Raw genomic sequence first — 12,249 nt, forward strand, 5'->3', positions numbered from 1 at the left:
CCTCAGGCGCTCTACTTGCTCGAGTCGGGCTCGCTGCCCGATGCGAGCTGCTCGTGGTGGTGAATGACCTCGGCAACGACGAAGTTGAACCACTTCTCGGCGAAGGCCGGGTCGAGGTGAGACTCTTCGGCCAGTGACTTGAGGCGGGCGATTTGGTCGCGCTCACGGTTGGGATCTGACGCGGGCAGGCCCTTGGTGGCCTTGAGACGACCAACCTGCTGTGTGTATTTGAAGCGCTCGGCCAGCAAATGGATGAGGGCCGCATCAATGTTGTCAATGCTGCGGCGAGCGCCCAAAAGTTGCTCGCGCACTTCGGGGTCGACGTTGTCGTTGTGGGCCTGATCTGCTGCTGCCATACAACGACTTTAGAGCGTACGGATGCTGCGTGTTTGCCAGATGACGCGCCGACCCCCGCTCGGGGGTGCGAGACTAGAACGCATGAACGATCGCGCAGGCACGACAGCCCAGGCATCCGACCTCATTGATGTGACCGAGTTGGTGGCGGCGTATTACGCGCTGGTTCCGGATGTCACGATCCCTGAGCAGCGCGTCGTGTTCGGCACGAGCGGCCATCGTGGCTCCGCGCTCGACACCGCGTTCAACGAAGTGCACATCGCCGCCATCACGCAGGCGATCGTGGAATATCGTGCCAGCCAGGGCATCACGGGCCCTGTGTTTATCGGCCGCGACACCCACGCGCTCTCGCAGCCTGCCGAGACGACCGCGCTCGATGTGCTCGCCGCCAATGGCGTGCTCGCGCTAAAAGACGAGTTTGACGACTTCGTGCCCACGCCTGCGCTGAGCCACGCGATCATTGCGTACAACGCTGCCGACAACGGCGATGAGGCCGACGGCATCATCATCACCCCGAGCCACAACCCGCCCCGCGATGGCGGCTTCAAGTACAACCCGCCGCACGGTGGCCCCGCCGACAGCGATGCGACCGGCTGGATTGCTGACCGCGCGAACGCAATCATCGCCGAGGGCAACACGGCGGTGAAGCACGTGGGCGATGCCGGGGCTGAGAACACGGCAGCGGGCAGCTATGACTTCCGCGGACGCTATGTCGACGACCTCGAGAACATCATCGACATTGATGCGATTCGCACGGCCGGCATCCGCATCGGTGCAGACCCGCTGGGTGGCGCGAGCGTCAACTATTGGAAGCTCATCGCGGAAAAGTACGACCTCGATCTCACGGTCGTGAACCCCGACGTTGACCCGACGTGGGCGTTCATGACGCTCGACTGGGACGGCAAGATTCGCATGGACCCGTCATCGAAGTCGGCCATGGCCTCCGTCGTCGCCCGCCGTGACGAGTTCGACATCCTCACCGGCAACGACGCCGATGCTGACCGCCACGGGATCGTCACGCCAGACGGTGGCCTCATGAACCCCAACCACTACTTGGCCGTCGCAATCCAATACCTCTACACGCACCGCGAGGGCTGGAACCCGGAAGCCGCAGTCGGCAAGACCCTCGTCTCGAGTTCCATGATCGACCGGGTTGCTGCCGCGATGGGCCGCGACCTCATCGAGGTGCCCGTCGGCTTCAAGTGGTTCGTTCCCGGCCTCGTTGATGGATCTGTCGCGTTCGGCGGCGAAGAGAGCGCTGGCGCGAGCTTCCTGCGCAAAGACGGCTCCGTCTGGACGACCGACAAAGACGGGATCTTGCTAGCCCTGCTGGCCGCCGAGATCTTGGCGGTCACCGGCAAGACGCCATCCGTTCTGTACGCCGAGCTGGTCGAAGAGTTTGGCGACCCCGCCTACGAACGTGTGGATGCCGTGGCGACCAAAGAGCAGAAGGCCAAGCTGGGCAAGCTGAGTGGAGCTGCGATCGCGGCCACCGAACTCGCCGGTGACCCGATCACGGCCAAACTCTCGGAGGCTCCGGGTAATGGCGCTGCGATCGGCGGGGTGAAGGTGACGACGGAGTTCGCGTGGTTCGCGGCCCGCCCCAGCGGCACCGAAGACGTGTACAAGATCTACGGCGAATCGTTCAAGGGAGCGGAGCACTTGCGCCTCGTGCAGGCCGAAGCCAAAGCGATCGTCGACGCTGCCCTGAACGGGTAGCGAGCGCTCACTCGCGGGCGCCGAACGGCGCGGACAGCACCGACAACAACGGCGCTCGCACCGCTAGCACAGCGGCTCGTTACGGGATGCTCCAGAAGTGTCCTGTAGCGCCGGGGTGGTCGACGGTGATGGTTTCGTCAAGGTCGCGGTAGTTGGTGTCGAGGTTATGGCCAACCATCTTGATGACGGTTTCGCCGTCAACAGTTTCGACCGAGGATACGACCTGAATGTGGTCGAGGAAGTCGTTGTCGTTCCAGTCGAAGACGACGAGGTCGCCGACCTTCGCTTGGTCACGCTCGTCGAAGCTCAACTGGGTTGCGCCGAGTTCGGGGTTGGAGTTGAGCCAGATTTCCATGGTCGGAACGTAGCCCCAGGCTCCGCTCCAGTCGGCGGCAGCGTCGTAGTTGAACCAGTCGGCGGTCATATCCCAGCCGCGCATCAGCAGCGATTGGCTGGCGAAGTTGGCGCAGTCGCCACCAACGGAGTTGAGGTCGCCGTATTCGTCGACGTTGTAGTCTTCCCAGTGCTCCATGAGGTACTGCATTTGGTTGTCGACCGGGGTGGATGCTTCGTACGTGTAGTCGAGGGTCTCTGCGGTGGGTACCGCTGCGTCATCCGCCAGCACGGCGATGTCTACGGTTGACGGCTGAAAGTCGACGGCAGAGGGAACGGTGACGGTGACGGTTTCACTGTCGGTCACGACAACGTCGGTTGCGGAGACTCCCCCGAAGGTGACATCGGTCACATCGTCAAGGGCTGTGCCGGTAATGACGAGAGATTCACCGGCCACGAGCGTTCCCGTGGCGGAACTTATCGCCTGCACCTCGGGCTCGGCTACGACTACCGCAGCGACCGCTTCTTCTTCGGCTGGTGCCGCAGTTTCGGTGACGGGCGCAGCAATCACAACAAACGCGGTGATCGCAGCGACGACGCCAAGCGCAGCCGCAGAGACGCCGATGCGGCGCACGAGAAAGGAAGAAGCCATCCGAATATTCTCCCAGACGACGGCTGGGTCATGACTCGGAAAGCGGAGGGTCTGCGCTGATTCATAGGAACTAGTTACGTGGCTTGCGCCTCACGGCGAGCCCGCAGCCTAGACGACCTTCGGCTCGCCCCACGGAATCCGCAGCCTGCCCTGCGCCAGCAGCACGCCCAGAATCACGAGCACAGCGCCGACGGGCTCATGCCACGACATCGTTTCTTTCAGGATGACGAAGCCGAGGATGACACCAATGACGGGCGTGATGTAGGTGACGGTCGAGGTGCGGGTTGGGCCCCATTCGGCGAGCACCCGGTAGTTCCAGACGTAGGCCATGCCGGTGCCGAGCACCCCGAGCGCGAGGAGGCTGGCCACCACGGGGAGGGTGAGGTTCACCGGGCCGGTCGCGACGAGCGGAGTCAGCAGAAGGTAGATGACGGCGGCAATGCCGATGTTCATGGTCGCGGAGGTGACGCCGGGCACCTTGTAGGGCGCCACAAATTTGCGCTGGTAACTCATCGCGGCGCCGTAGCAGAGCGCTGCGCCGAGGCACGCGAGCTGGCCCAACAGGCTGCCGCTGATGTCGCCCGCTTGCCACGGGGCGATGATCACGAGCACCCCAAAGATGCCCAGGGTGACGCCCGCAATCTGTGAGCGCGACAGCTTCTCGACCCGGAACACGAGCGTCGCAAAGATCGCGGTCATGATCGGCGTTGTCGCGTTGTAGATGCTGGCGAGGCCCGAACTCACGTATTGCTCAGCCCACGCGAACAGCAGGTACGGGAACACGGCGAAGAGGAACGCGAGCACCGTGAAGTGCGCCCACACGATGGGCTTGCGCGGGAGCTTACGACGGCTGACCGCAAACACCACCACGAGCGCGAGAGCGCCGAGTACCGCCCGGCTCCAGGCGACCTGCCCAAAGCTCACGCCATCCAAAGCCACTTTCATGAACAGAAAGCTGGAGCCCCACACCAGCCCGGCCGCGGCAAACCGCAACCAGGTTCCGAGCGGGGATGCCGTGTCATGCTTTTCGACCCGACCTGCGGAAGCAACGCGGGCGCTCACGCGCGCGGCTCCTGTTCGAGACGGGCGAGCAGTCTGGCCTTCACGCCTGGCCAGTCGGAGTCAATCACGGAGTACACCGCGGTGTCGCGCCACGAGCCGTCGGCCCGCAGCAGGTGTTGGCGCTGGATGCCCTCGAAGGTCGCACCGAGTTTGAGAATGGCGGCGCGCGAACGGGCGTTGATGGAGTCAGCTTGAAGGCGCACGCGGTTGTAGCCGCTGTCGAAGGCAAACCCGAGCAGCAGGAGTTTCGTTTCGGGGTTCACGGCGGTGCCCCACACGGTCGGGTCGTAGGCGGTCCAGCCGATGTGCGCGTTGGCGTTCTTATCGTCGAGGTCACCGAGGGTGCTCACGCCGACAAGACGGCCGGCGTCGGGGCCAGAGCTCAGGCGGATGGCGAACGGCAGCCGGTCGGCGTAACCGAGGTAGCCAGCGCGCATCCATTCGATGAAGGATGCTTCGTCGGCGGGCAGCCCGGCAGGGCCGCCACCGTAGCCACCGGCAAAGACCGCGGGCACACCGAGGGCGGGCCAGAGGTCAGCGAGGTGCGCTTCGGTCAGGGGTTCAACGGAGACGAAGGTTCCCTGAAGGATGCGGGGCTGCGGGCGCGTTACGGTCACTCAGAAATCTTCCCACCTCGCTACGACATCGCACCCGCGGATTTCGGACCTTCACCCACCGATTACGGCCGTTCGGTCCAGCCATCCCCGATTGGCTACCCCGAACACTCCACCGCCAACGCAGAAACGGCACGCCCCGGATCTCTCCGGTGCGTGCCGCTTGAGTGCGAACTAGGTGTCGAGGCTTAGTCGACGAGGTCGTGACGAACGATGATTTCGTCGCGGCCGGGGCCAACGCCGATCGCTGACATGCGGGCGCCGCTCATTGCTTCAATGGCGAGCACGTAGTCTTGCGCGTTCTTGGGCAGGTCTTCGAAGGTGCGAGCGCCAGTAATGTCTTCATCCCAGCCGGGGAACTCTTCGTAGATCGGCACCGAGTGGTGGAAGTCGGACTGAGAGACAGGCATCTCGTCGAAGCGCACACCGTCAACGTCATACGCGACACAGACGGGAATCGTTTTGAGGCCGGTGAGCACGTCGAGCTTGGTGAGCACGAAGTCGGTGACGCCGTTGACGCGCGCTGTGTAGCGGGCGATGGGGGCGTCGTACCAACCACAGCGACGCGGACGCCCGGTGGTGGTTCCGAACTCAAAACCGTGGGAACGCAAGAACTCGCCAGACTCATCGTGCAGTTCGGTCGGGAACGGGCCGGCACCAACGCGAGTTGTGTAGGCCTTGACGATTCCAATGATGCGCTCGAGGCGGTTGGGGGCAACGCCCGAACCGGTAGCCGCGCCACCGGAGGTGGAGTTGGAGGACGTGACGAACGGGTACGTGCCGTGGTCAACATCCAGCATCGTGGCCTGGCCACCCTCGAAGAGCACAATCTCGCCATCGTCGAGTGCCTTGTTCAGCAGCAGACCGGTGTCGGCGACCATGGGGCGCAAACGGTCGGCATAGCTGAGCAGTTCGGTGACGATCTCTTCAACCTCGATTGCGCGACGGTTGTAGACCTTCACGAGCAGGTGGTTCTTCTGGTCGAGAGCGCCCTCAACCTTTTGACGAAGAATGTTCTCGTCAAAGAGGTCTTGAATCCGGATGCCGACACGGTTGATCTTGTCGGCATACGCCGGACCAATTCCGCGACCGGTCGTGCCGATCTGGCGCTTGCCGAGGAAGCGTTCCGTCACCTTGTCGAGGGTGCGGTGGTAGTTGGTGATGACGTGCGCGTTGGCACTCACCAGCAGCTTGGAGACGTCGACGCCACGGGCGATCAGAGCATCCAGTTCTTCAAAAAGAACTTCGACGTCGATGACGACACCGTTGGAGATGATCGGGGTGACGCCTTCGGTGAGGATGCCAGACGGCAGAAGGTGAAGCGCGTACTTTTCGTCGCCGATAACGACCGTGTGTCCGGCGTTGTTGCCGCCGTTGAATTTGACGACATAGTCGATGCGGCTACCGAGGAGGTCGGTTGCTTTACCCTTGCCCTCGTCGCCCCATTGGGCGCCGATAATGACGATTGCTGGCATGGTGGATCCCTTCGAAGAAGTGGGGGGATTACACCTCAGTCTACCCGAGAGCAGTCTTGTGCTTGTCGTAGCGATTTCTTGCGTGGCGGCGTAGCTGGGGACTCCGTGAGAATCGTGAGTGTTCATCGCCAGCGTCGGTGGTCCGTGTCAGCATGAAGCATGTTCCGGATGCCACTGAACCACGTTTCCCCCGCTGACTCGCCTCGCGCCCTGTGCGCGATCGTTCCCCCGTTTTTGCTGTCGCGAATCGCGACACTCGACGACCCCCGCTTTGAGCGAGCAGCGCAGGCCGCGAAGCGCTCCCTCACCGACATCGGTCACGATCACCTCGATCATGGGCGTCACGAGCACAAGCTCCCACCGCGGTCGCTGCGCCCCGATGAGCCAGCAGAGCGCGGCATTGTGAGCCGAGCCATTTCGGACGCCCAGACCGGGGAGACTCTGCCCGGCATCCTCGTGCGCTCAGAAGGAGAGCCCGAGACAGGCGACACTTCGGTGTCCGAGGCCTATGACGGCCTCGGCCACACCTTCGCGTTGTTCTGGGAGGTGTTTGAGCGTGACTCGATCGACGATCGTTCGTCGCCCCTCGAAGCGACCGTGCACTTCGGCACGCTCTACGACAATGCCTTTTGGGATGGCAGCCGCATGGTCTTCGGCGATGGTGACGGTGAAATTTTCACCGGCTTCACTCGCTCGCTCAGTGTCATCGGTCACGAGCTCGCCCACGGAGTCACCGAGTTCACCGCGGGCCTTGTGTACCGCGGCCAGAGCGGCGCCCTCAACGAGCACGTCTCCGACGTGTTTGGGGCACTCGTCGAGCAGCACGCCTGGCGCCAAACCGCGGCCGAAGCATCGTGGTTAGTCGGCGAAGGCATCTTCACCGATGAGGTCGAAGGCAATGCTCTGCGGTCCCTGAAAGCGCCCGGCACCGCCTACGACGACGATGTGCTCGGCAAAGACCCGCAGCCCGCTCACTGGGACGACTTCATCGTCACACAGTCCGACAACGGTGGCGTGCACCTCAACTCGGGCATCCCCAACCGCGCCTTCTGGAGCACCGCCGACACCCTCGGCGGCTTCGCGTGGGAACGTGCAGGCCAGATCTGGTTCGACACCCTCACCAATGGTTCGCTCACACCCCGCAGCGAGTTCTCGGAATTCGCTGCCGCCACCATCGCGGCCGCCGTTGCTCGCTTCGGTGACGGCTCTGACGAACAGCGCGCGGTCGCAGCCGGCTGGGCATTGGTCGGAGTGATTCCCGCCGAAGCGTGACGCCGTGAGCTGAAACCCCGCTCGGAGGTGCTGCGTTGGTTCGCACCCTGTTCGTCGTACGCTGTTCGCCCGCACCCTGTTCGCCTGCACGCTGACCGGATAGCATGCACGTGTGAAGGTACAGGTGTGGCGAAGCGGTGGCCTTCTCGGTCGCCGCGTGGAGTGGGATGTCGTAGTCGACGAGCAACCCGACCCCGAGCGGTGGTACGTGCTGATTGCAGAACTGCCGTGGCACGAGCATCCGGTCGAAAGCACGATGCCCGACCGCTACACCTACGAAATTCACTGCGAACCGCACGAAGCGGTCATCCCCGAGCAGCAGCTCGTTGGTCCGTGGCGTGAACTCGTTGATCGCGTGCGCGACGCCAATGCGAAAGCGCGCCCGAGCGAACCCGTGAGCGCGCCCGCGACAGAGCCTGAGCCAGAGTCCGAGCCCGAGCCCGAGCCCGAGCCCGAACCCGAACCCGAACCCGCATCAGGCCAGAAAGCGACACCAGAGCTGAAACCTGAACCCGAAATCGAGTGCGACTAACCGTCCCTTTCGCTGCGGCTAGTAGCCGTAGACACACGCCGTTATCGTGCTCGACTGAGTTCCCTTGATCGCCGTGGTGCGCCCCGACGTTATCGAGTAACTGTCTGCCACGGGGTTATACGTGGTGGGCGAAGTCGAGAACTCATAGCCACTCGATGGTGCCGGCGACCAGCCAACGTAGTTCACCGTTTTACCTGCGCTCGTGATGCGGCTCTTGGCCCCGGCGAGGTTTGCGGTTGCCACCCATCCGAAGAAGAACGGGTTCGCTTCAAGGTCGGTGACCGTTCCGGTTGCGGTGATGGCCACGCACGCTTTCGTGTCTGTCCACGTTGTCGGCGATTGGGTGACGCTGTAGTAGCTGGCAGCACCGGTCGCCGCGATGGGCGTATTGCTGACGCAGATCGTGATCGTCAGTGGCTGAACGTCGGTGATGAGCGCGTTGTTGTATGACGCGTTCCACGTCGCGCTCCCATTACTTTTTCCGGAGATGAGCAGGGTGCTGGGGCTTTGGTTTGTCGTCGCGAACGAGGCCTGTGTGGATCCTTGATAGTAAACACCAGAGCTGCCGGTGCGACCGTTGAACGGCGGCAGCGTCATGTCGGCTTGGAGCTGCCACGCTGCGGATGTGGAAGTTGTGCCGCGCACGGTCACGACGACACAAAAACTTGAATCTGCGGATGACGACGGAATGTTCCACACGGTGGAATCGAGAGACGTGTTGGTGTTTCCAGCCACGATAACGATCGAGCTTGGAGTCGGGGACGTGCTGCCCCACGTGCCACTTGTTGCCTCAGCAACAAACTCGACAGGGTCAGTCCAGGCCGCAACCGTGGTGTCCTGCGCTGTGAGGCTTGAACCCACCATCAGCAGGGCGGTAGCGGCAAGCGCGACGACACCTAAAATTGCGTGCTTCACGAGGCGGTTCCCTTCTCAGCCGTGCCGGCAGACGCCGCAGCGACACTTTCGGACGGAGTCGTGTCGTCAGCCCCGTCGTCATCGTCGTCATCGTCGCCGCAGGAGTCGTCACGACTCTTCTCACTCGAATTCGCCGGGAGCACCGCCAATACGATTCCCGCCGCGATCGCCACGAACAGCGGCACGCCGATAAAGGGCGAGGCGAGCGCGGTGACGACGGTTCCCACCCCGGCGAGAGTGAGCACTGGATGCAGCACGGTGTCACCGACCTCATAAACGTAGGCTTCGGCATCCGGAGCATCGTTGTCGTCGCCTTGCATTTCAAACGCCACCGAGTCGCCATCGATGCTGATGCTGATGATGCGGTGAGTGATGAGATTGCCCGTAACCGTTGACGGCAGGCTCGCAATATCTCCGACCACCAGGTCTTCAACGGGAACCGGAAGCGCAACAAGAAGGTCGCCGGTACGAATGGCGGGCTGCATCGATTCCGAGACAACAACAAGGGGCTGAACCAGGCCGAAAGCATGTGCGATCCACAACACCCCGGTGATCGCACCGATCACGGCCATAATCCACAGCAGTCCGTCACCCAAGGTACGGAGCGTTTTCGCGGCGCGCACTAGGGCACGTCCGTTGAGCCGCTAAACAAGATCTGAACGGCGCCGGATGACTGTCCCTGATAGGCGCTCGGCCAGCTTGCGGGGGTCGTGACGACGACATCGAGGGGAAGCACGGCATTGGCGGCGAGAACCGTGGACGAGTAGGCGACCCCGCTCTTGCGCACCTCGATGGTCGCTGGAGTTGAACCGCCAAAGACGGAGTTGCTCGTCACGGCGATGGGCTGAAGCGAAACAGTCAGCGGGAGGTCGCCGCCGTTGCGGAGGCAGATCGCCACCGATCGCTCTTGGCCCGGCAGAAGCGCTGCGAATTCACCCGATGCGAGCGTAATGGCCACAGCTGCGGCACTCGTGTCTGCTTCCACGTAAGGGGAGCCTGACCCGGTCGGGCAGGTTCCGTCGACCGCCAAAGCGCCATAAAGCTCAATCGATGCGGCTCGCGCACCAGCAGTAAGGGTGGTCTGCGCAGTCCAGGCGGCGCTCGTGGCGGCAGCACCAATACCGACCAGAGCCACACCGGCCAATGCCAGTCGGATGATCGTGGATGTCTTTCGACTTTTCTGCTCGCGAGACGCAGACATACTCTCCCCCAGAGAATGCGAACGATCACGGTTCGGGTGAGTGATCGTTCCCCCGACGTTAGCTCTCGATCCTGAGAATCGCCACGTTTTTAGGGAGGCCTGCCGCGAAGTGGGGGTGTTCGGGCGGGCGCCCCACTTGGTGGCGCCGTTGTGTTGCGAGCGCTACCGCAGCGGGTTAAATGCGTCGAGAAGCGGGTGCTTCTCGCCACCGGTGATCGAGTCGGCGAGAATCCGGCCTGTCAACGGACCGAGGGTGACGCCCCACATGCCATGACCGCCGGCAACGTGAACGCGCGGCGAGCGCGTTCCGCCCACGAGCGGCAGGCCGTCGGGAGTGCAGGGGCGCGAGCCGACCCACTCTTCTTCGCGGGCATCCCAGTCGACGCCGTCGAACATCGGGCTGGCCGCGTTGACGATGGTTTGGATGCGGCGAGAATCGGCGGGAGCATCGACCGACCGGAACTCCATCATGCCTCCCACCCGCAGCCGATCCCCGAGGGGCGTGCAGGCAACGCGTTGGGCGGGCAAGTAGATCGGGTGCGTGGGGATCACGGGCGGCTTCACGCTGAAGCTGTAGCCGCGACCCGACTGCACGACTTGGCGCACGCCGAACTGGCGGGCGAGGTCGCCGAGCCAGGTTCCGGTAGCAATAACCACTTCGTCGCTGAGCACCGCATCGTGGCCCTCAACGTCGACAGCGACTCCCGCAGCACCGAGGTCGCGGATGCCGGTCGCTTTCGCGCCTTCCACGATCGTGGCTCCGCGAGCGCGCACGGATGCCGCAAGCACCTGCATGAACGAGGGCGGGTTGATGAAGCGCTGGCCATCCACGCGCAGCCCATGCGTCACGAGCTTCGAGACGCTCGGCTCGAACTCACGCAGCTCGTCGCCGGTGATCTTCTCAAAGCTCACGTGACCGCCACCGGCCGCGACTTCATCGAATTCGTGGGTGATGACCTGGCGGTCGGCGTCGCTCGTGAAGGCGGCGAGGAACGGCTCGGCGTGCTTGAGCGCGGCGGAGACTCCGCCCTCTTCCATCCGGTCGAAAGATTCGAGGCTCCACTTGTTGATCTCGGCAAACGTGACCATGTTGCGACGCCACATCTTGGGCGTCGAGTGACGGGCAAAACCAGTGAGGAAACGCAGCAGTGTCGAGTTCGCTGCGAGAGGGACATAGACGGGAGATGTCGGGTCGATAACGGCCTTGATGCCGACCTTGAAGATCGACGGCTCGGGCAGTGGAAGGGTCAGTGCAGGAGCGACCCAACCGGCGTTACCGAGCGAAGCACCAGCGGCAACACCCGTGCGGTCGAGCACGGTGACCTCAACACCACGCTCCTGCAAGAACCAGGCTGTGCACAGCCCTACGATTCCGGCGCCAATAATGGTGACTTTCGCGGGCTGGGTCATAGTTCCCTACTTTGTGAAGCTGACGTGCTGAGTAATCCAGTTATGCATCGCTACGGCAGCCGCGGCTGACGCATTGATGGATCGGGTTGAACCAAACTGGCTGATCTCTACGACATCCGTCGCTGCGTCGATTGCTTCGGAAGAGAGCCCGGGGCCCTCTTGGCCGAACAGCAGCACACAGCGCTTGGGGATGTCAAAAGTTTCGATGATGACGCTGCCGGGCACGTTGTCGATCGCAATGATCGGCAGGTCGTTGGCTTCAGTCCACTCGACGAAGGCCGCGACATCCGGATGATGCAACACGTGCTGGTAGCGGTCAGTGACCATGGCGCCGCGTTTGTTCCAGCGCCGCCGCCCAATGATGTGCACCGTGTCGGCACCGAACGCATTGGCGCTGCGCACGATGGACCCGATGTTCATGTCGTGCTGCCAGTTTTCGATAGCAACGTGGAAGGGATGCCGCGTCACGTCGAGATCGGCAACAATCGCTTCCATGTTCCAGTAGCGATACCGGTCGATGACGTTGCGGGTATCGCCGCGTTCGAGCAGCACAGGGTCGTAGTGGGCATCGGTAGGCAATTCGCCCCGCCAGGGCCCCACGCCGTTGGTCGACAGCTCGACGCTGGGGTTCGGTTCAGTCACCATTCCACGATAGTCGTCGGCAGCCCGGCCGGAGTACCGCCGCCGAGCGCCGACCGCGAATCGCCGCG

The 12,249-nt window shown here is 63.2% G+C and carries 13 protein-coding genes; 3 read left to right on the forward strand and 10 right to left on the reverse strand.

From position 1 onward, the window contains the following. Window positions 1–11 precede the first annotated feature (11 nt). Window positions 12–356 (reverse strand): chorismate mutase, encoded by a 345-nt coding sequence (locus I6E56_RS07840; protein ID WP_197106692.1) that lies wholly within the window; start codon window positions 354–356, stop codon window positions 12–14. Between the two features lie 82 nt (window positions 357–438). Here I6E56_RS07840 and pgm point away from each other — a divergent pair, with 82 nt between their 5' ends. Next, complete coding sequence (gene pgm / locus I6E56_RS07845; protein ID WP_197137157.1) at window positions 439–2,073, forward strand: phosphoglucomutase (alpha-D-glucose-1,6-bisphosphate-dependent); 1,635 nt, start codon at window positions 439–441, stop codon at window positions 2,071–2,073. Between the two features lie 79 nt (window positions 2,074–2,152). Here the strand turns inward: pgm and I6E56_RS07850 are convergent, their stop codons facing one another. From I6E56_RS07850 to I6E56_RS07865, 4 genes are all read right to left on the reverse strand, one after another. Further along, window positions 2,153–3,058 (reverse strand): amidase domain-containing protein, encoded by a 906-nt coding sequence (locus tag I6E56_RS07850; RefSeq protein ID WP_197137158.1) that lies wholly within the window; start codon window positions 3,056–3,058, stop codon window positions 2,153–2,155. Window positions 3,059–3,166: 108 nt separating this feature from the next. Continuing rightward, the gene (locus tag I6E56_RS07855) at window positions 3,167–4,120 is read right to left on the reverse strand and encodes a DMT family transporter (RefSeq protein ID WP_197137159.1); all 954 of its coding nucleotides are present in this window, start codon (window positions 4,118–4,120) and stop codon (window positions 3,167–3,169) included. Then, window positions 4,117–4,737, reverse strand: coding sequence for a GNAT family N-acetyltransferase (locus I6E56_RS07860; protein WP_197137160.1), 621 nt, complete (start codon window positions 4,735–4,737; stop codon window positions 4,117–4,119). The genes I6E56_RS07855 and I6E56_RS07860 overlap by 4 nt, the downstream gene beginning before the upstream one ends. Window positions 4,738–4,922: 185 nt before the next feature. Continuing rightward, complete coding sequence (locus I6E56_RS07865) at window positions 4,923–6,209, reverse strand: adenylosuccinate synthase (protein ID WP_197122636.1); 1,287 nt, start codon at window positions 6,207–6,209, stop codon at window positions 4,923–4,925. Between the two features lie 168 nt (window positions 6,210–6,377). Here I6E56_RS07865 and I6E56_RS07870 point away from each other — a divergent pair, with 168 nt between their 5' ends. Both I6E56_RS07870 and I6E56_RS07875 read left to right on the forward strand, forming a co-directional pair. Beyond that, the gene (locus I6E56_RS07870) at window positions 6,378–7,481 is read left to right on the forward strand and encodes a M4 family metallopeptidase (RefSeq protein WP_197137161.1); all 1,104 of its coding nucleotides are present in this window, start codon (window positions 6,378–6,380) and stop codon (window positions 7,479–7,481) included. 112 nt (window positions 7,482–7,593) lie between these two features. Continuing rightward, on the forward strand, window positions 7,594–8,013 hold the full coding sequence (locus tag I6E56_RS07875; protein ID WP_231606279.1) for a protealysin inhibitor emfourin: 420 nt from the start codon (window positions 7,594–7,596) through the stop codon (window positions 8,011–8,013). A gap of 18 nt (window positions 8,014–8,031) precedes the next feature. On the opposite strand, the gene I6E56_RS07880 is transcribed toward I6E56_RS07875, so the two are convergent. From I6E56_RS07880 to I6E56_RS07900, 5 genes are all read right to left on the reverse strand, one after another. Further along, window positions 8,032–8,928: a hypothetical protein gene (locus I6E56_RS07880; protein WP_197137163.1), complete on the reverse strand. Its 897-nt coding sequence runs from the start codon at window positions 8,926–8,928 to the stop codon at window positions 8,032–8,034. After that, window positions 8,925–9,551 (reverse strand): signal peptidase I, encoded by a 627-nt coding sequence (locus I6E56_RS07885; RefSeq protein WP_197137165.1) that lies wholly within the window; start codon window positions 9,549–9,551, stop codon window positions 8,925–8,927. Before I6E56_RS07885 ends, I6E56_RS07880 begins: the two co-directional genes overlap by 4 nt. Then, the gene (locus I6E56_RS07890; RefSeq protein ID WP_197137166.1) at window positions 9,551–10,129 is read right to left on the reverse strand and encodes a hypothetical protein; all 579 of its coding nucleotides are present in this window, start codon (window positions 10,127–10,129) and stop codon (window positions 9,551–9,553) included. The genes I6E56_RS07885 and I6E56_RS07890 overlap by 1 nt, the downstream gene beginning before the upstream one ends. Window positions 10,130–10,291: 162 nt before the next feature. Then, complete coding sequence (locus I6E56_RS07895) at window positions 10,292–11,539, reverse strand: FAD-binding oxidoreductase (RefSeq protein ID WP_197137168.1); 1,248 nt, start codon at window positions 11,537–11,539, stop codon at window positions 10,292–10,294. Window positions 11,540–11,545: 6 nt separating this feature from the next. After that, a complete protein-coding gene (locus tag I6E56_RS07900) occupies window positions 11,546–12,184 on the reverse strand; it encodes a TrmH family RNA methyltransferase (RefSeq protein WP_197137170.1) in 639 nt (212 codons plus the stop codon). Between the last annotated feature and the right edge of the window lie 65 nt (window positions 12,185–12,249).

The organism is Salinibacterium sp. NK8237, assembly GCF_015864955.1.
Lineage (GTDB): Bacteria > Actinomycetota > Actinomycetes > Actinomycetales > Microbacteriaceae > Rhodoglobus.

Excerpts from the sequence above, each read along its gene's own strand:
- I6E56_RS07840 (WP_197106692.1), bottom strand. The coding sequence starts at position 356 with ATGGCAGCAGCAGATCAGGCCCACAACGACAACGTCGACCCCGAAGTG.
- pgm (WP_197137157.1), top strand. The coding sequence starts at position 439 with ATGAACGATCGCGCAGGCACGACAGCCCAGGCATCCGACCTCATTGAT.
- I6E56_RS07850 (WP_197137158.1), bottom strand. The coding sequence starts at position 3,058 with ATGGCTTCTTCCTTTCTCGTGCGCCGCATCGGCGTCTCTGCGGCTGCG.
- I6E56_RS07865 (WP_197122636.1), bottom strand. The coding sequence starts at position 6,209 with ATGCCAGCAATCGTCATTATCGGCGCCCAATGGGGCGACGAGGGCAAG.
- I6E56_RS07870 (WP_197137161.1), top strand. The coding sequence starts at position 6,378 with ATGCCACTGAACCACGTTTCCCCCGCTGACTCGCCTCGCGCCCTGTGC.
- I6E56_RS07890 (WP_197137166.1), bottom strand. The coding sequence starts at position 10,129 with ATGTCTGCGTCTCGCGAGCAGAAAAGTCGAAAGACATCCACGATCATC.
- I6E56_RS07895 (WP_197137168.1), bottom strand. The coding sequence starts at position 11,539 with ATGACCCAGCCCGCGAAAGTCACCATTATTGGCGCCGGAATCGTAGGG.
- I6E56_RS07900 (WP_197137170.1), bottom strand. The coding sequence starts at position 12,184 with ATGGTGACTGAACCGAACCCCAGCGTCGAGCTGTCGACCAACGGCGTG.